We start from the raw sequence: 19,759 nt of genomic DNA, 5'->3' as shown, positions 1-19,759 counted from the left end.
GCAAGTTTATAAAGGTAATTATATCAGGAAATTTATACCATTATACTCCGGCTTAAGGCTGTAAAAAACGGTTCATGAGGGTTTTTGTTGTTTTTCAATTCATCTTCTGGAATAATTAGGAAAATTATATGAAAAGAGGGGGAGGAAATACATAATTGAGCATTTTATTAAAAATTATTTCAATAGTGGTCTGTCTGCTCATGTTTTACGGGCTGTGTCTGGAGATGAAAAAGAGAAACCTGTCGGAGAATCAGGCGGTACTCTGGCTCGGCGGTGTTCTCGGCCTCCTTCTGCTCTCGGTATTTCCGCAGATTCTGCCATGGGCGGCAGATATTCTCGGCATATGGTGGCCGCCGGCAGCCCTCATATTCTTTTTGCTGGTAGTGATCATATTGATCATCCTGCGCCACACGATCACGATCTCCGAGATGGAGACAGAGATAAAAGAACTGGCCATGCAGCTGACACTGCTGAAAGACGAGAATAAGGACCTGAAAACAAAGATAGAACGTAAGACAAAAGGAGAGCAGGAGAAATCATGAAAGTATTGATATGTGGAGAGTATGGAATTTATTGCAGAGAGCTGATCACAAGGCTTAAGAAGGAGAACCATGACATATTTGTTATAACAGGCTCGGAAAAGAACCGCCGGGAAAAGCCGAGAAACGGAGTATTCCAGGAATATAATTTCAGTTACAGAAGCAAAAATGTATGTACTGTCATGAAGAATATTAAGGCAGATATTATGATAATCCTCGGGATCTGTGACACGAAATATACGTGGAGGGACACCGGACAGGAATCCGTACGTTATCTCACAGGTGTCACAAATCTCCTGATGAGTGCAAGAGAAGCGGGGATCCGTCAGGTGATCTACTGTTCCTCCCTTGGAGTCTACGAAAATACAGGCGGCGGGATGATAGACAATGAGACAGAGTTTGAAGCAGGTTCTGTGCTCATGCAGACTGTCATCCAGACAGAATATATGTGTGAGGAACAAAACCGGCCGGGTGAATTTCAGATCAGTGTTATCCGTTATCCTGAGATATACGGAGACTACAAAACCCATGATTATAATGTGTGTTCCCGTATTATGGAGCGTTTCTGGGGAAGTCCGGCAGTGGAGATAGAGGCAGAACGGCAGCACAGGATACTGTATGTAAAAGATGCGGTGGATGTGCTCGTACGTGTGTTTATGCAGGAAGAGAAAGAATCCTGTTATCTCATTCCGGGAACCGTATATACCGAGAGACAGATCCTGGAAGCGGTGGAGAATGTCGTACAGGGACGTAAGACAGATGTCCGGGAGCTTGAATATACAAAGGGAGCGCTGCCGGCCGTAGGAAAAGACAGTAATGAAAAGCTGGGATCATACGAAAAGTACAGCCTGGAAGACGGTTTGAGGGAGTTATTTAAGATCTATGAAAAGGAAAAAGAGCTTGAAATAAGAGAAGAGACGAAAAAGTCCGTAGTCCGGGAAAAGCTTATCCCGCTTGCGGAGAATATAGGACTTTTTTTCATTGTTACAATATTATATTACCTGTTTAAAGACACGTGGCTTGGCAGTATTCTGGATTTTTATCTTATTTATGTCGTTGTCATCGCAGTCGTATACGGTTGTGCGCACTCTCTGTTTGCGGCGCTTCTTACGCTGCTGGCCAGAATAGGGGAAGTGTTTCTTGTGGGAGAGACGTTTGAATATGCGGCGTTCACGGGGCTTCTGCAGATTCTCATCATTGGCGTTCTCGTCGGCTATATGCGGGACAAATACAAAAGAAGCAACGGCGATCTGGAAGATGAGAAGAAGTATTATGAGAGCGAGCTTGTCGACATGACGAGAATATATGACGGCAACAGATATGTGAAGGAAATATATGAAAAACGTCTTGTAAATTATGAAAACAGTATGGTCAGAATATATGAAGTTGCCAGCAGGCTGGACTTCTGGGAGCCTCAGAAAGTTATTTTCCAGGCGGTCGACGTGGTGAGCGAACTGATGGAGATGGAAGATGCCGCTGTCTATATCACAGGAGGAAATTCTGACTATATGCGTCTGGCAGCAGCCTCCTCAGAGAGGGCGAGAGAGCTTGGCAAGTCTCTGTACGCGGGCAGTGATTTCTTTATGCATCAGGAGCTCGTTGAAAGAACCGTGTACAGAAACCGTGAAATAGATTCAAAACTACCCGCATATGCGTGCGGAATCTATGAAAAAGATAAGCTCAGCGCGGTCATCATGCTCTGGACGAAAGACCTCACGAAAGTAAATCTTTATGAAGCCAACACACTTGCGCTCATATGCAGGCTGATCGAGTCGTCCATGAACCATGCGACGACCTACTGGAACATGCTTGCGGACCAATACATAGAAGGAACGGATGTACTAAGAGAAGAGGAATTTAACAGAATCGAGGAGATATATAAAGGAGGCGCGGCAGAGAACAAGCTGGAGTATGCAATGCTGAAAGTTCCGGGAAAACTGATGGCGGGTCGGAATGAAGCAGTATATAAAAAGGTATGTTCCCTCGTCAGGCAGACAGACATACTCGGTGAAAAAGCAGGAGACCTGTACATAATCCTGGCGAATACAAGCCGGGATGAGGCAGGATACGTTATGAGCAGATTTCAGAATGCCGGGATACAAGTAGACAGTATAGTCGGATGATAGGAGTAGAGAGCTTGAATAACAGATTGTTTTTATGGATTTTTATTGTGAATACGTGTGTAGCGCTCATATATTTTCTTTACAGGGGCGTCGTCAGAAAAGAATACAGAAAGGCGGCTCTGCTGGCTGCGTTTATGTTTTTTACGCCGCTGGCCGGGGCGGTTTTTCTGGCCGGCAGCGAGGCAGTAAACATCGTGTTATTCCGCCGCAGAGACGGACTACTGAATGAAGAGGAACTGAGCTTTAGTAAGAAGAGGACCCGCATGATCATCAGCGATGATATCGAGAAGGAAGTGGACCGGGTGCCGGTGGAAGAGGCGCTCATAATATCGGATACAGCGAACAGAAGACAGTCATTTCTGGAAGTGCTGAAGCGGCCTGACGCAGAAGATTATATGCAGAGGATCCGGGGCGCCATGGCGCAGGGAGACTCAGAGGTCGTCCACTATGCTGCCTCCTACATTACCGATGCGATCGCCAGGTACAAAGAGACAGAGAAGAGGCTTAGAGAAATATATGAAAAAAGCAAAGATGCGGATGCCCTCCTGATCTATCTCAGGTTCTGCAGTAACATGCTTCACAAACATGTGCTGAGTGTTCCTGAACAGAGGATATATCTCGTTTATTTTGACGGTTATCTGGAGGAACTTTACAGAAAAGACAAAGAAAAGCTGAGCGGCGATATGCTGGCCGATATTATAGGACTCTGGATGGAGATCGGGGACGGTGCCTGTGCCGGCAAATGGGCGGAGCGTGCCGGAGAATATATGGAATCGGACCTGCCCGCGGTCAAAGCGGTGCTGAAATATTACTTTGCCTCGGGGGATGAGATGAGATTCAGGGAAGCCTTAAAACAGATCCGGGAATCCCCGCTGATTTTGGACGGGGAAGCTCTGGAGTGGGTGCGTTTTTACGGCCGGACAGGATGGTAGATACTGATGATATGGGAGAATGTATGGACGATCATATGGAGCATGGCGGGCTATCTTTTTCTAACGCTCGTGCTGCCGTCGGTATGCCTTGGGAAATATGTGGCGCAGAAGGAACGGACCTTCCGCTTTTTCTGTTACCAGTGTCTGGGAAACCTTTATATCAATTACATAGTTCTGCTGCTTGGCTTTCTGCATTTTGTCAACTTTGCGTCTCTGCTTTTTACACTTGTACTTCTGCCGCTGTCGCTGACCGCGGTGAGAGAGAGGAAGAGAATAGCCGTCCGGTACAGGAAGTGGATCAAAGTGCTGAAGGAGCTGATCATCGGCACGTATGGATTTCATGTGTTGCGTGCCAGGGTAAACAGCCGTATAAGATCATATCTGGCTGAAAAGAAAAGACTTTTGAACGGTAATCTTTTGGAAATGATTCTTTTTGGTCTCGTCATGGCATGGATCGTGTGGTTTTACGGCTGGTATAAACTGCACAATACGGCTTATGGACATACGGATGAAGAGACACATCTGTACTGGATCGGTTCGCTCATACACGGGGATATTTTTCCCGCGGGCATGTATCCACATGGGGTACATACTCTGAATGCGGCGCTCGGGGTTCTGATGCCGCTCAATTTCGTGAGAGTGTATTTGAACTTTTCGGTCCTGTCTGTCATTTTGATATTTGCGGCGGCCTACATGCTGTTTAGGAAATGCTTCTCGAATAGATTTGCAGCTTTGGGAGGCTGGAGTCTGTTTGTTCTGGCCGACATTTTCTCATCGGTATCGTATGTGCGTTTCCAGTTCTCCTTTCCGATGGAGTTTGGCCTTGTAGCTGCCTTTGGCATGGTATACGCCCTGTTTTCCTATATAAGAGAAAAGGACAGAAAGGATCTGATATTATTTGCGGCGTGTATCGCATGGACGCTGATGGCCCATTTTTACATCACCATCTTATGTCTGATCATCTGTCTGTGCTTTGGCCTTTTGTTTGCAGTTCCTATTCTTAAAAAGAAACTGCTGCTTTGTCTCGCTGCCGGCGGCCTCGCCGGAGTTATACTGGCGTGCGCCCCGTACGCCTACGGTCTGCTGAACGGCTATAAATTTGAACGTTCTATCGCATGGGCGCTTGGAATTGTAGATACGACCGCTGTGTCGGAGAGCGGGGATGCTCCGGCTGATAAGAAGAAAGAGGGCGTCACGGCAGAAGACATCAGGAATCAGAAGAACGCCGCAGGTCTTGTGAAGGAGCTGCTTGACGCAGAGACCGGCTATCTGACTGCAAATTATGGGACGGACAAAAAAACGGTACGTGGACTTATGGCGCTGGCGGCATACGCCCTCTTTGGGATCATCCTGTCGCGAAGAGCAAAGCTTAAATATCTCGGCTATCTTTTCTGGGCAGTTCTGTGGCAGGTGTGCGCATTCCTTTCCTGTACGTATTATCTGAACCTACCGACTGTAATAGAAGTAAAACGTATGGCGACATTTTTGACATTTTTTACGATCCCGCTTTTGTGCCTGCCTTTTGAAGCAGTCTTCTGTGTTCTCAGGAAGGCCGGCGTAAAGGAAAGGCATGCGGAATTCTTACTTGCCTTTATCGTGCTTGGCAGCGTCGCAGGGCTGATAAACTCCGGCAGGATAAAAAAAGAGCGGTATTTCAATATCACCATCTCGGAAGGGGATATGAGGGTCTGCCTCAAGTTGTGTGAAGAGCATAAGGACAATACGTGGACCGTCCTGTCACCTACGAATGATCTGTCGGTCATAAGATATAACGGCTTCCACTATGAGATCGTTGATCTGCTGAAAGAAATAGACAGGGGCAAAAAGCGGATCTATATACCGACACCGGATATCTATGTGGTGACAGAACACCATCCGATATCATTTTTAGATGACCGCAGAGAGATTGACAGAAGCGATGCCGCTTCGCCGAAAAATACAGGTGAGATCAGCGGCGTCCTGGCACTTCAGGATGTGGACTGGGATGTGAGTGAGGATGCGCTGCACGGCGCGGATGCTCCGTATTATTTTCAGAGGAATATTGTAATGTCCAAACTGCATTTCTGGATGGAGACGATCAGGCAGATATATCCGAACCATGTATCGGAATATTACAGTGACGAACAGGTCACAGTGTATAAAATTGAGCAGGATGCCTATTTTACATTAAACCTGTCCGTAGACTATAAACAACTGGCAAAGGAAAGCGCAGGTGAGATCAAATGAAGAAAATACTGATAATTATACCGGCTTATAATGAGGAGGAGAATATAGGTTTACTCCTCAATGGAATGAGCGTTATGGGAATAAAAGAGTTCATGGACGTTCTCGTGATCGATGACGGATCCCTGGACCACACAGCCCAGATCGCAGAAGATTCCGGCTTTAAGGTCATACGGCTTATCTTTAATATGGGATACGGCGCGGCGCTTCAGACTGCGTATAAGTACGCGGCGGCAAACGATTATGAATATCTGCTTCAGATAGATGCGGACGGACAGCATGATCTGTCGAACATAAAGACCGTGTGTGAACGGCTTGGCTGTTTTGGCAGCGAAAAGGGAGGACATCCGGATATTGTCATCGGCTCCAGATTCCTGGAAGGAAGCAAGTCTTTTCATATTTCTGCGATGAAGAAGTGCGCCATCAGCTGTTTCAGATGGATCATCAGGCGGGTGACGGGACAGAGCCTGACCGATCCGACAAGCGGACTGCAGGGACTGAACAGGCGGGCATTTTCTTTTTACTCCAGATACAACAATTTTGACCTGAAATATCCGGATCTTAACATGATCGTACAGATGCTTCTCCTTGGATTCAAAATCGAGGAAGTGCCGGCGGTAATGTGTGAGCGCACGGCTGGTGAATCCATGCATTCAAGCTGGCTGAAAGCAGGAAAATACATGATTTTAATGCTGCTTGGCACATGGAATGCTTATGTGCGGTGCAAGACAGGGAGCAGAACATGAAGCTGCTGAATAAATTAGATTTTTCCAAAAATAATCAGCTCAGAAGATATATATTTGTCTACACGGTCGTCATACTTTTCTGTCTTCTGTGCGTCTTCCTTTTTATGGGGAACCTGAACAATATTTGGAGGAGCCTGCAGGCGAAAGATGAATTGGAAGTGGACCAGCGCGCGGAATACAAAAAGGTTGTCAGGCTTGCCGGAAAGCAGGAGAACGCTCCGGCAGAAAACCGGCAGAAGGAAGCCTCGGATATCATGATATGGGGGCAGGGCGGCGGCTTTAAAGTGGCGTCGCTTCAGCTTCAGAATATGAAAGAAAAGTTCCAGGTAAAAGAGCAGCTTGAGGATTGCGGGCGGGCCGAGATCCTGTTTGTGTGCCGGACTTTTTTCCAGCAGGATGAGATCGAACTCCTGCGCCGGTATAATGAGGCGGGGATGACGCTGTTTTTTACAAATATACCTGATGCGGGAGCCCTGGAAGACGCGGGAGTAAGGAGTCTGACAGGGGTAGAAAGGTATAAAGGGATGCAGAAAAAGACGGGGATCCGTCTGACGGAAAAGCTTTTGTTTGGCAGTATAACTGAGAATAAAGAAAAGTTTTCTCTTAAAGCGGTGACGTTAAAGCCCCAGACAGAAGTGTACGCATCGGCCCTGGAAAAGGGAGACGTTAAAAGTGAGAATCTGTCGCCCGTATTCTGGCGGTATAAAAGAAATGTAAGCTGCGGCAGTGTCTATGTGGCGGACCGGCAGCTGATGAGCGGGCCCGTCGGGTATGCAGCCGTGAGCTTTCTGTTTACAGATCTGTATCAGGTATATATGTATCCGGTCATCAACGCGTACTGCTTTGCCGTGTCAGGAATGCCTTATACAGATGAGTTCTCGTCAGAGTTTCTGGACAAAGAATATGAAAGAGACAGCCTTGGCGTTCAAAACGATATCTTCTTTCCGGAATTCAAGCGGTGTGAAGAACGCTACGGGGCGGAGACGACCTGGTACAGTACCGATAAGAAGAAACTGAAAAAGACAGGGAATGAGTTGCTTAAGTACCATCTGGAAGGGATAGAAGAAAAAAAGGACGAAATAGGAACAGCCGGCGCAGAAGAGACGGTAGACTCACCGTTTGGCAACAGACTTGCGCTGTGGACATCCTCTTTTCAGTGGACGGATGATGAGAGCCGGGAAGTGTGCCTCCCGTATAATCTTATAAAAGATGAGAAATACGACAATGTGATCTTCGACAATCTGGGGCTGTGCAGGGGAGCCGGATTTAACGCCGTCTACGCAGATGTAAAGCCGTTCCTGAGAGAACCGGAGAAAAAGGAGGAAGATGACTGGGTGGACTTCTGCCGCAGTATGGAAACTGTACTTGGAGTAGAGAAAGAACATCTGTCCTGGCTTGAGCGGGTCACTGTGGGCGAGGCGATATACAGGGTGAAGGCCTTTGACATGATGAAGCCAAAGATCGATTACTCCGGTACAAGAATAGATGCTGACATCGGTAATTTTACAGGCAGGGCATATTTTTACCTGTCGCTGCCCGGAACTGTAAAAACGGTGAAAAATGCAGAGCTGACAAAACTGTATGACGGCTTCTATCTCGTGGAAGCAGCAGATGAACATGTGAGTATTGAATATGAGGAGAAGGAAAGATGAAAGTTTGCTTAATTGTTGAAGGTGCGTATCCATATGTTACAGGAGGAGTGTCCAGCTGGGTGCAGGGGCTTATGCTCAGTATGCCGGATGTGGAGTTTGTCGTCCAGACGATAGCTGCGTCCCCCGATGAGAGGCAGCAGTTCAAATATAAAATACCGTCCAATGTCAGCGAGATTCAGGAAGTATATCTGCTGGATGATGATTATGTGGATAACCGGACACAGAAAAAGGTCTCCCTCACAGGGGAAGAATACGATGCATTTGAAAATCTGCTGTTTGAAAGCAGTCCGGACTGGAGCGTCATCATCCGCTTTTTTGCAGAGAAGGACGTCTCATTGAACGCTCTGCTGTCAGGGAAGGACTTTTTTAAGATGTCCCTTGACTATTACAATGCCAATTTCAGGAGAGTCGTCTTTTCGGATTTCCTCTGGACGATGCGTTCTCTTTATCTGCCGCTGTTTACCATACTTAAGTCCAGGACAGAAAGAGCAGATCTGTATCATTCCGTATCAAGCGGTTATGCCGGAATTTGGGGAAGCATGCAGAAATGCCTTCACGGAGCGCCTTTTCTGATGAGCGAGCACGGTCTGTACACAAGAGAAAGGGAGGAGGAGATCATAAAAGCCGACTGGGTGAGCGGGATCTATAAAGATATATGGATCGACCAGTTCAAAAAGATAGGGGAATGCTGTTACGAATATGCAGACAGGGTAGTGTCACTTTTTGACGACGCGAGGGCGTTTCAGATCGAACTTGGATGTGCAAAGGAAAAGACAGTGGTGATTCCAAACGGGGTGGATTACCGCAAGTACGAGGACATCCCCGGGAAAGAAGCAGGTGACAGGGGCATCAACATCGGCGCGGTACTGCGCGTTACGCCGATCAAAGATGTCAAGACGATGCTCAGCGCGTTTGCGCTTGCAAGGAACAAGAATCCGAAGCTTAAGCTGTGGATCATGGGAAGCATGGAAGAGGCAAAAGAATATGCGCAGGAATGCCGTGACATGGTCCGCGACATGGAGATAGAAAATGTGGTCTTTACAGGGACGATCGATGTAAAAGAATACATCGGAAAGATGGATTTCCTTATTCTGACAAGTATCAGTGAAGGACAGCCGCTGTCCATACTGGAAGGCTTTGCTGCCAAACGTCCATGTATAGCGACGAATGTAGGAAACAGCAGAGGGCTCATCGAAGGGGAGCGGGATGATTATGGACATGCGGGCTATATCGTGCCTGTGATGGGCGTTTCAGAAATCGCGAGGGCCATACTGAGACTGGCAGAGAATGAGACAGAGCGCAGGAAAATGGGAGAGGCCGGATACAGACGGGTCAGAGCGTATTATGACGAAGAAGAAGTATTCGGGAAATACCGAAGTCTTTATGAAGAGATGACAAAGAGCAGGGAGGGCAGATAATGGCTGGTATCGGATTTGAGTTAAAAAAGATTTACAGAAAAGAAAGTATATCAAGGGGGATGCTCGGGGTCGTGTACAGTTCTGTCGTTACGGTGGGACCTATGCTCATGGTCATCGCCGCTATTTTGCTGCTCTACTTTTTTCTCGGCATGACGAAGGTGTCCTATGCGGACAGAGAGCTTTTGTCTTCCACCATTTTGTACACTTTTATTTTTTCTGTCATACTGACAGCTCCGTTTAACGTTGTCTTTTCCCGGTATCTGGCGGATAAATTTTATACGGAAGAATATTCCAACATACTGGCGTCCTATTATACCGGGAATTCGATCTGCTGTATCCTGGCGACGGTTTTGTTTCTTCCGGTCGGATGGAGCCTGAGAGTAAGGGGAGGGATCGACATTCCTTTTATTCTTGCGGCTTACGTGCAGTGGATATCCCTCGTCATCCTGTTTTTTGCGATCACCTACCTTCATGCTACGAAGGACTATAAAATTATCGCATTGTTTTTTTTCATCGGTATGTTTGTCTGCTTCCTGTCGGCCTTCGCTTTTTATAAGCTTTTGGACCAGGACGCGGTACACTCCATTATATATGGTCTGTCGCTGGGGTTTTTCCTCATAGCAGTGCTGGATTTCTCTTATATTAAGAGATACTTCCGGAGTGTGTCCCGGGCTTACGGAGAATGTCTGCCTTATCTTGGAATCTTTAAGAAACTGCTGGCGGCAAATCTTTTCTACATTCTGGGGCTTTACGTACATAACTTTGTGTTCTGGACCGCGCCGAGCCGTCTGTTTGTGGCGTCTACATTTTACAGCCACCAGGCGTATGATATGGCTTCATGCCTTGCAATGTTCACAAATATTTCAGTCATGATTTCATTTATGGTCGTGGTGGAGACAAGGTTCCACAATGCTTATAAGGAATATATGGAGGGAGTGATCGGCGGTACGTACAAGATGATCGTGAAGGCGAGGAAAAAGCTGTTCCGCACGCTGTCACAGCAGATCATCCAGGTGTTCGGTACTCAGATGGCAATTACTTCAGTCATATTTCTGTTCCTCATCCTCTTTGGCACGAAGATAGGGTTTGACAGTGTCACGATGGCCATATATCCGGTACTTGTCGTGGCGTTCCTCGGAATATTCATGATGTACGGCAATATCATATATCTTTACTATTTTGCAGATATGACAGGGGCTGTGATAACAGGAGCGCTGTTTTTTGCTGTCACACTGGCCGCAAGCCTGCTCTCCAGTACGTGGTCTGTCCCATTCTGGGGCGCCGGCGTGTTTCTCGGCATGCTGGCAGGATGGACGTACAGCTTTTTCAGGATCCGATGGATAGAACGTAATCTGGATACGTTTATCTTCTGCGATTACAAGGTGATCGACACGATGAAATCATCGAGCAAAGGAAAAATCATCTATCGAAAGAAGGAGAATAATGCGGCAGGATAGAGACGGAAAATTAATGCAGTGGAATATCATCGTCAGTATGCTGAGCCAGATTGTTTCGCTCATTATTAATCTGATCTCAAAACGGGTGATCTGTATTTATCTCAACGTGGAGTATCTGGGGCTCCAGAGCCTGTATTCTAACTTCTGTGACGTGTTATCGTTTGCCTATTTCGGCGCAGGCACAGCAATGCTGTTCAGCTTTTACGGGCCGCTGGCGAGGAACGACAAAGCGCAGCTTACAGCTATTTACAGACACTATGACAACATCTATAAAAAGATGACCTGGATACTTACAGGAGCAGGTATTCTGACGACGCTGCCTGCTGTTTTTTCAGTCAATGCTTCTATCAAAGACACAGAGGTGGCGGTCACATTTCTGACGTTTATGCTCTCCATTGTCCTTTATAACAGGTACATGGTGAGAAATTATTTTATACAGGCAGACCAGCGGAGGTATTTTGTGGCGGCTGTAACAGGCGGTGTGGACGCTGCGGCGCTTGCCGCCGAGATCCTTGTGCTGAAGTTTTTCAGAAGCTATGAGGCGTTTGTCATCTGCATTCTGTTTAAAAATCTACTCATAAACCATATCTTCGGCCGGTACTTAAAAAGCCGCTATCCGTTTCTTTTCGTATATACAGAGCCGTTGGGCAGCGCGGAGACAGAACGGATCAAGTCCAATGTATCTGACATGGTGATGTACCGGTTTGGCAAGGTGCTTATAAGCAATACAGATAATATATTTATTTCCAGGTTCATCAGCACGGCCATGGTCGGAGTCTACTCTAATTATCAGTTTATCATTGCCGGCATCACGAGTCTTGTATCTGCGTTTTACGAGGCGATAACGGCCAGGGTGGGCCAGATGCTTTCCGTAAAGGGAACGGAGGAGCAGTATGCGCAGTTTAGGTTCTACTCGTTTCTGAACTCTTGGATGACAGGAGCGACTGTCGTATGTTTTTATTATCTCGTCCAGGATTTCCTGAAATTGTGGATGGGCTCTGTGCCGCAGCTGACCAAGGAGATCATCCTTATCATTATCGTGAATTATTATCTGGAAACGTGCAGGTTTGCGACAAAGATGTACAGAGAAGGGGCGGGGCTTTTCCGCAATATAAAGCAGATGATACTTATAAAAGGGCTTCTCAATATTGTTCTTTCTTTTATCATGGGGAAAATGTGGGGACTTGCGGGAATTCTGACTGCGACGACCATATCGTCAGCTGTAACACTCTTCTGGTATGAACCGCTTGTAGTATACAGATATTTTAAGAAAAGTTACATAAATGAACTCTATTATCAGGTGCTTACACTACTGCAGATGGCATGTTCGTTTATGGCTGCCGGGCTTGTGTCCGGCTGCTTTTCAGGGAGCGGAACAGGGGGATTTCTCCTGAAGGGGGCGGCGTGCGCCGCAGCGGCAAATATTTGTTACATACTCTTTTATCTGGCGCTGCGAATGATAAGAAAAAAACAGGGGTGAGTTTATGGAGATCAGTTTTATTATACCGGTATATAACGGAGAGGCGTGCGTAGGAAAGTGTATCGGTGAGATCAGGAAGTGGAATAAAGATGAAAGAATAGAGATCATTGTTATTGACGACGGCTCCGATGATGATACATGGAATATTTTAAACCGGGCAGCAAAAAATGACCCGCGGATCAAGATCATACACATTGAAAACAGCGGACAGGGTATTGCGAGGAACTGCGGGCTCCAGGCTGCGTCGGGCAAATATGTCTGTTTTGCGGATGCGGATGACTGGGTGGACGTAAAAGCAGTCTACAGGCTGTATAAGAAGGCAAAAGAAACAGAGGCGGATGTCACGATGGGCGGATATTACCGTGTGGAAAAGACGGGGACAAAACAGGTCCACGTGCCCGGCAGCGGCTATATCAGACGAAAAGGGCGCCCGGATGAGGTGAAGAGATACCACTGCGTCAAGACGGAAAGTGCCTTCGGATATGTGTGGAACAAGCTGTACCGGAGAAAATTCCTGACCGACAACCATCTGGCCATGGACGATATCAGGAAGGTGAACATGGAGGATTTCCTGTTTAACCTGAAAGTATGGAGCAGGGGACCTGTCTTTTACTGCATGGACTGTCCGGTCTGCTATTACGTGACAGAACATCCGTCCACGACAAGAAAGCCGGACAGTGACGTACATACGAAAAGCGCGGCTATGATCAGGGAGCTTATCCTGTATCTGGAGGAGAACGGCGTGCTGGAGGAAAATCTGGATATGGTCATTCCTCTGACCGCGCGTACTTTCTGCTGGTCGCTCATCAAGAACATACCATATGAAGGGAAAAGTCTGGCGGCGCTCAGGCGCAGAGCATGTACTTTTTCAGAGGAAGAAAAGATAAGCGAAACAGTGAAAAACTGCAGAGCGTCCATGTATCTCAGGGAACTTCCGTCTCTCCCTCAGCGCCTGTTCTATACGCTCTGTCTGCGGGCAGTAAGACGGGGAAAGGTGGAATGGATCTGTATGCTGTTCTATCTCTTTTATCCTGTGATGAAAAGATATGCCGCGTCAGTGCTTAAATAAAGGAGTAAATGAATGATCAGTATTATCGTTCCTGTTTATAATGTGGAAAAGTATTTAGAAAAATGTATCTGTTCTATTCTGGATCAGACGTATCGGGACTTTGAGCTTATTCTGGTGGATGATGGTTCCAGGGACAAAAGCGGCGGGATCTGTGATGCATATAAAAAGAAGGACGGCAGGATACGTGTGTTCCACCAGGAAAATAAGGGGTTGTCCGGGGCGAGGAACGCGGGGCTGGCACGGGCGTCAGGCGAGTATATCACTTATATCGACAGTGATGACAGCGTAGATCCGCATTATCTGGAAGTGCTCTTTGAAAATGCACAGAAATACGGCGCGGAGGTGTCAGTCTGTGGCTATCGGTCCGTATGGGAGGACAGGGGAAGAAAAAGCCGTCCCGAAAAAGTGAAAACATCCGTCCGGATCTGTACAGGAAGAGAAGCGGTGTACAAAATCGTGGCAGAGAATGACAGAAAGATGATCACCGCGTGGGGGAAGCTTTACCATGCCCGGCTGAAACCGCTGCTAGAGTATCCGCAGGGGAGGACGCACGAGGATGAATTTGTGACATACCGTGTGTTGTATATCGCGGATAAGGTCGTCATATCGCCGCAGGAATTATACGGTTATCTCCAGCGCGGGGACAGTATTATGAACAGCAGCTACAGCGAAAGACGGCTGGATAAGATACGCGCCCTCGAAGAAGCGGTTGATTACTTCCGGAAAGAGGGAGACAAAGAGCTGGAAAGATATGCCGAGAAACGGTATCTGCTCCAGCTTTCCATCGCATGGTACAGGGTGTCCGTCTTTCTGCCCGAGAGAAAGGATCTGACGGCGCGTCTGAGAGAAGAATGGCTGGCCGGCTACAGGGCATACCGGGAGAATATAAAAGACGCTGTAAAAATGACGGACCGGGCGGCGCTAAAGATATATCGCGCATCGCCCAGGATGTATGGGGTGATCGCCGGCATTTTTGAAAAAATATTCCGGGAGGTGTAAGACAGCACGTGAATAGAAGAAACTCGGGAACAAAAAGGAGAAGAAACGTGTGGATACTGACGGCCATAGTCCTGCTGGCAGCCGGGGCTCTGATGCTGTCAAAGTATAATGCCGTCCGCACGTTTTATTTTGAGGAGACAAAAGATATGGTGGCAAATCCTTATCAAGGGGCATATTTCCAATGGAGCGCAGGGGATGCGGAAGGACTGGGTGATGTGGTAAGACGGCATCCGGATTACCGGGTCGTTCTGCTCACTTATGATCTGGACGATGAGAGGGAGCTTGATGTGATCCCGGAAGATAAGCTTAATAAGCTTTCGAGGGCTCTTGATAAGGCGGAGGAACTTAAGCTTTCCGTTATCTTCCGGGCAGCATATGACTTTGCCGGCGAGTATGAGGATCCTGCATTTGAGATAATGCTGGCGCATATCCGGCAGATCGGGGAAGTGCTGAATGAACACAAAAGCTGTCTGGCGGGCGTACAGGCCGGCATGATAGGAGCTTTTGGCGAGTGGACGCAGAGCAGATACATGGATGAGAAGCGCTACCGGATGGAAGTGGTGGAAGAGTGGGAAAAAACACTGGACCGTGCCATTCCCATTTCAGTGCGGCGTCAGAAATTTATCCGGGAGGCCAAAGAGCGGGGACTTGATACAGAAAGACTTGGAGTATACAATGACGGGCTCTTCTCCAGTGAGAGCGATCTGGGCACATACCGGGAAGACTACGGCAGAGAGGACGACCTCATCTGGTCGGCAGAGAATATCAAGGTTCCGTTTAACGGCGGAGAGATGCCGTTCGTGAGCGGGTTCTCACAGATTGGCAACGTAGTAAAAGAAGCGCGCCAGCTGAGTCTTTCTTATCTTAATCAGGAGTATAACTATGAAGTGTGGGAACTGTGGGGCGGGCAAAAATACAGGGGCATGCCGGGCGATGCCTATATTAAGATGTATCTGGGATGCCGGCCGTGGGTCAAGACGTTAAAAACAGACAGGCATTATGAGCGGAAAGAGACGATACAAATAGAGGCGGATGTCAGGAACAGCGGATTTGCCATGCTCAGCCCGGCATACCATGTATATTTTGTTCTGAAGTGCGGGGAGAAGACCGTCAAGGTGGAAGCCGGCGGCGGTATGGAAGACAAAGAAAAGGGAACCTTCCGTGCGGCAGCCGATAATCCGTTTGCAGGGGAGGAAGGGGAGAAAGAAGGTATTGCCGTAGGGATACAGATCTCCAGGGAAAGTGAAGAGGAGATAAAAGAGCCTTACTGTCTCCGCCTGGCAAATGAGAAGATCGTGTACGAGAACGGGATAAACTTTCTTATATGTCCAAAGAGGTAAAATGAGGATATGGCATAAAGGAGACAAGGAATGAGAAAATATTTTGGGCGGGGATGGCTCCGGAAGGTGTACAGCGCTGTCTGTGAATATGCATTAAGGTGGCTGGCCGTACTTCCGGCAAAGAAGAATAAAGTAGTGTTTGACAATTTCGGCGGGCGGGGCTTCGGATGCGATCCGAAGTATATCGCACTTGAACTGTTAAGGAGCGAAGAAGCACTGGATCTGGTCTGGCTGGCACGCGACCTGACAGAAGAATTTCCGCCGGGAATCCGGCCGGTGAAGTACGGAGGTGCGAGGGCGCTCTATGAGCTGGCTACAGCCGGCGTATGGGTAGATAATTTTAAAAGTGCAATGCGTGTTCCAAAAAAGGAGGAGCAGTATTATATTCAGACATGGCATTCGTCTCTCGGACTTAAAAAGAATGAAAGAGACGCGGCGCAGCTGGACCGCTCATATGTGAAACGGGCAAGAAAGGATGCGGCGGCCACAGATCTTATGTATTCCAACAATGGGTTCAGAGAGGAAAAATACCGGAAAAGGTTCTGGTATAACGGTGAGGTGCTCCGCTGCGGCCATCCGAGAAATGCGGTTCTGATGCGTCCGCCGGAAGCGGTCCGGAATATGGTGAGAGGGGCTTACGGTCTGGAGGCGGATACACGGATCCTGCTGTATGCGCCCACCTTCCGCAGCAGGGCGGACAGGGAAGTATACCGGTTCTGCGCCGGGCCGTGCCTTAAAGCGTGTGAAAAGAGGTTCGGGGGAAAGTATGTATGCTTTGAGAGACTTCATCCAAATGTGGCGGACCTTGTATCTGAGGCAGAGGAAGGAGACCGGGTGAGGGAGGTGACGGATTATCCAGATATGCAGGAACTGATGGCGGCGGCAGATTTACTTGTCACGGACTATTCCGGGAGCATGTTTGAGTTTATGCTGACAGGGAAGCCGGTGTTTCTGCTCGCAAAAGACTTGAATGAATATGTGGAGGAAGAAAGAGAGCTGTATTTTTCATTCGACGAACTGCCCTTTCCTGCGGCACGCAGCGAAGAGGAGCTTGCCTGCCGGATCCTGTCTTTTGATGCCGGAAAATACCGGGAAGAATGCAGAGACTTTATGGAGCGGACAGATATGAGGGAGGATGGACGCGGCGCAGAAGTGATCGCGCATATCATTCTGGAGAAAATAAAGTAAAAATACGGATACCCGCTTTTTTGCAGTGATTCGGTCATATTTGACGGAGTCTGTCCATATATTTTACCTATAATCTAAAATATGGACGAAGGAGTGGAGTATTAAATGGCCAGACGGACAAAATCGTATGAAGAGCAGCTCGGGGCGCTGGATGAACAGATCGCAAAGGTCCAGGGCAGGCTGGACGCGCTTTGCCGGCAGAGGGACGAGGTGGCTGCCAGACAGCAGGAACAGGAGTTAAAAGCTTTATATGAGCTGCTTCGGGAGAATCATCTTACCGTACAGGAAGCTGCCGATATTATCAACGCTGAGGAAGGACAAAGTACATAGGTATTCAGAGACGGAAGATCATCTTCAGAAAGATACTGCAAAAGGTATATAAAGTACAGGGCGGTATAAAGAGATCATGCGAAACGGGCTTGCAGGAAATGGAATTATATGTTAATATGATTTCGTAACATACGATATATAGTACTGCATTGTACAGCCTATACAGAATATACAAAGACTCCGAAGGCGGAATATACCTTCGGGGTCTTTTTGTTTTGCTGTCGGCAGGAAATAGCCGCGCAAATTGTGAGATAAATTCGTTAGTTATTTATTTAACGATTTGAAAAATGAAGAATAATCTTTATTATTTCGTCATTATGACGAATTGAATGTCAATATTATAACGATAGTTGCTATTTTCTACAAATTCATGTACAATGTTTTTAGGTGATACAGGGGGGCGGTCGACAACAGATGTCGACACCTGTTTGTTTTTATCGTAGTACTATTTATATCAGAAAGTGCATACTAAAATCAAAGGAAAGAGAAGGGGGAATAATATGTTTGATGCTATTAATTCTTTCGTAACAACCATCAATGGCTGGGTATGGGGCTGGTTCATGATCATCCTGCTGTTTGGTACCCATGTATTTATGACGATCCGTACAGGATTTATCCAGAGAAAGACACTCTCAAAGGGTATTAAACTGTCGGTGACAAAAGACCCGGAAGCAGAAGGTGAAGTATCTCAGTTCGGAGCACTTACGACCGCTCTGGCAGCGACTATCGGAACCGGTAATATCATCGGTGTAGGTACGGCCATTGCGATCGGAGGACCAGGAGCAGTATTGTGGTGCTGGCTCATCGGTGTATTCGGGATCGCGACAAAGTATTCTGAATCATTGATCGCAGTCAAGTACAGAGTGAAGACAGAAGACGGCCGTATGCAGGGCGGTGCCATGTGGGCTCTGGAACGCGGACTTAACATGAAGTGGCTCGGTGTTACTTTTGCGGTGCTGGCAGGATTTGCATCCTTCGGTATCGGCTGTGCGACACAGGTTAACGCGATCGCAACTGTATGTAACGAAAACCTCGGCATTCCAAAATGGCCGGTTGGTATCGTAGTTGCAGTTCTTACCGGAATCGTTATCTTCGGTGGAATCAAATCTATCGCCAGAGTATGTGAGAAGTTAGTTCCTTTTATGGCTATCTTCTACGTCATCGGATGTATTGTTATTTTATGTATGAACTATGATTTCATCATCCCTGCACTTGCAACGATCGGAAGACTTGCGTTTACACCTGGCTCCGCGGCAGGCGGTCTTGTGGGCGGCGGTCTTATGATAGCCATGAAGATGGGTGCTGCAAGAGGATTATTCTCTAATGAGTCTGGTATGGGTTCTGCGCCTATCGCGGCGGCAGCAGCTCAGACGAGAAACCCGGTTCGTCAGGCGCTCGTATCATCCACAGGTACATTCTGGGATACAGTAGTTGTTTGTGCTATGACAGGCCTTGTACTCGTTACGACGATCATGAAGAATCCATCTATTAACGCAGATACGATTGAAAATGGCGGTGTTCTTACATCTATGGCATTTAGCCAGATTCCGTACCTCGGACCTGTTATTCTGACACTTGGCATCATCTCCTTTGCCTACTCTACGATTCTTGGATGGGCATATTACGGAGAGCGTTGTGTGGAATATTTTGCAGGCAGTAAAGTTATGTTCGTATATCGTATAATTTATCTGCTCGTTGCAGCGATCGCTCCGATCATAGCTCTTGACCTTGTATGGCTGATCGCCGATACGCTGAATGCGCTGATGGCTATTCCAAACCTTGTTGCGGTACTGTTATTGTCCAATGTTATCGTGAAAGAGACGAAGAAGTACATAAACGACCTCGACGCGAAAGACGATACACCGGTACCGGTTATCAAAGATTAGAAAAAATCAGATTTGACTTGACAAATGCACTTTGGTGAATTAAAGTATAAGTTGTAAATAAGAAAAACCGTTGAGAAAGAGGAGTAGATTATCTTACAACATCCAAGAGAGCGGCAGGTGGTGCGATTGCCGTATGAAGGAGATAGTTGAATGGACTTTCGAGGGCAGCCTGAAATCAGTTGAGAGTATGGTGTGTCGGGAACCGAACCCGTTATCAATCAGGAGTGTATGTTAGTACATGAGAAAAGTGGACGATTCGTCAATTTGAGTGGTACCGCGATAATAAGAGTAAATTATTACCGCCTCAAACCTAAAGGTTTGGGGCGGTTTTTTGCGCGTGGCAGAGAATGCGGACATTCCAGGCAGGACACCCGCGG

At 47.4% G+C, this 19,759-nt stretch carries 15 protein-coding genes and 1 other annotated feature; all 15 genes read left to right on the top strand.

Features of this window, described 5'->3' with window-relative positions:
• Window positions 1-155 precede the first annotated feature (155 nt).
• Window positions 156-542, top strand: a complete 387-nt coding sequence (locus tag LAJLEIBI_RS09770) for a DUF2304 domain-containing protein (RefSeq protein ID WP_227055389.1) — start codon at window positions 156-158, stop codon at window positions 540-542.
• A complete protein-coding gene (locus LAJLEIBI_RS09765) occupies window positions 539-2,662 on the top strand; it encodes an NAD-dependent epimerase/dehydratase family protein (RefSeq protein WP_006441658.1) in 2,124 nt (707 codons plus the stop codon). The genes LAJLEIBI_RS09770 and LAJLEIBI_RS09765 overlap by 4 nt, the downstream gene beginning before the upstream one ends.
• A gap of 14 nt (window positions 2,663-2,676) precedes the next feature.
• On the top strand, window positions 2,677-3,594 hold the full coding sequence (locus LAJLEIBI_RS09760) for a hypothetical protein (RefSeq protein WP_242654896.1): 918 nt from the start codon (window positions 2,677-2,679) through the stop codon (window positions 3,592-3,594).
• Window positions 3,595-3,600: 6 nt separating this feature from the next.
• Window positions 3,601-5,820, top strand: coding sequence for a hypothetical protein (locus tag LAJLEIBI_RS09755; protein WP_006441656.1), 2,220 nt, complete (start codon window positions 3,601-3,603; stop codon window positions 5,818-5,820).
• Complete coding sequence (locus LAJLEIBI_RS09750) at window positions 5,817-6,563, top strand: glycosyltransferase family 2 protein (protein ID WP_006441655.1); 747 nt, start codon at window positions 5,817-5,819, stop codon at window positions 6,561-6,563. Before LAJLEIBI_RS09755 ends, LAJLEIBI_RS09750 begins: the two co-directional genes overlap by 4 nt.
• The gene (locus LAJLEIBI_RS09745; protein WP_006441654.1) at window positions 6,560-8,215 is read left to right on the top strand and encodes a hypothetical protein; all 1,656 of its coding nucleotides are present in this window, start codon (window positions 6,560-6,562) and stop codon (window positions 8,213-8,215) included. The genes LAJLEIBI_RS09750 and LAJLEIBI_RS09745 overlap by 4 nt, the downstream gene beginning before the upstream one ends.
• Window positions 8,212-9,633: a GT4 family glycosyltransferase PelF gene (gene pelF / locus LAJLEIBI_RS09740; protein WP_006441653.1), complete on the top strand. Its 1,422-nt coding sequence runs from the start codon at window positions 8,212-8,214 to the stop codon at window positions 9,631-9,633. Before LAJLEIBI_RS09745 ends, pelF begins: the two co-directional genes overlap by 4 nt.
• On the top strand, window positions 9,633-11,090 hold the full coding sequence (gene pelG, locus LAJLEIBI_RS09735; protein ID WP_006441652.1) for an exopolysaccharide Pel transporter PelG: 1,458 nt from the start codon (window positions 9,633-9,635) through the stop codon (window positions 11,088-11,090). Before pelF ends, pelG begins: the two co-directional genes overlap by 1 nt.
• The gene (locus tag LAJLEIBI_RS09730; RefSeq protein ID WP_006441651.1) at window positions 11,077-12,570 is read left to right on the top strand and encodes a lipopolysaccharide biosynthesis protein; all 1,494 of its coding nucleotides are present in this window, start codon (window positions 11,077-11,079) and stop codon (window positions 12,568-12,570) included. Before pelG ends, LAJLEIBI_RS09730 begins: the two co-directional genes overlap by 14 nt.
• A 4-nt stretch (window positions 12,571-12,574) precedes the next feature.
• The gene (locus tag LAJLEIBI_RS09725) at window positions 12,575-13,639 is read left to right on the top strand and encodes a glycosyltransferase family 2 protein (protein ID WP_006441650.1); all 1,065 of its coding nucleotides are present in this window, start codon (window positions 12,575-12,577) and stop codon (window positions 13,637-13,639) included.
• Window positions 13,640-13,651: 12 nt separating this feature from the next.
• Entirely contained in the window at window positions 13,652-14,638 is a 987-nt protein-coding gene (locus tag LAJLEIBI_RS09720; RefSeq protein WP_006441649.1) for a glycosyltransferase family 2 protein, read from the top strand.
• A 47-nt stretch (window positions 14,639-14,685) separates the two neighbouring features.
• Window positions 14,686-15,978 (top strand): DUF4874 domain-containing protein, encoded by a 1,293-nt coding sequence (locus LAJLEIBI_RS09715; RefSeq protein ID WP_006441648.1) that lies wholly within the window; start codon window positions 14,686-14,688, stop codon window positions 15,976-15,978.
• A 30-nt stretch (window positions 15,979-16,008) separates the two neighbouring features.
• On the top strand, window positions 16,009-17,166 hold the full coding sequence (locus LAJLEIBI_RS09710) for a CDP-glycerol glycerophosphotransferase family protein (RefSeq protein ID WP_006441647.1): 1,158 nt from the start codon (window positions 16,009-16,011) through the stop codon (window positions 17,164-17,166).
• A 105-nt stretch (window positions 17,167-17,271) separates the two neighbouring features.
• Window positions 17,272-17,496 (top strand): hypothetical protein, encoded by a 225-nt coding sequence (locus LAJLEIBI_RS09705; RefSeq protein ID WP_006441646.1) that lies wholly within the window; start codon window positions 17,272-17,274, stop codon window positions 17,494-17,496.
• 500 nt (window positions 17,497-17,996) lie between these two features.
• The gene (locus tag LAJLEIBI_RS09700; RefSeq protein ID WP_006441644.1) at window positions 17,997-19,382 is read left to right on the top strand and encodes an alanine/glycine:cation symporter family protein; all 1,386 of its coding nucleotides are present in this window, start codon (window positions 17,997-17,999) and stop codon (window positions 19,380-19,382) included.
• 61 nt (window positions 19,383-19,443) lie between these two features.
• Window positions 19,444-19,692: a binding site (T-box leader), on the top strand.
• Window positions 19,693-19,759 lie beyond the last annotated feature (67 nt).

It is taken from the genome of [Clostridium] hylemonae DSM 15053, assembly GCF_008281175.1.
GTDB lineage: Bacteria > Bacillota > Clostridia > Lachnospirales > Lachnospiraceae > Extibacter > Extibacter hylemonae.
Note: the sequence above shows the minus strand (reverse complement) of the source record. Positions and strands in the feature narration are given on the sequence as shown.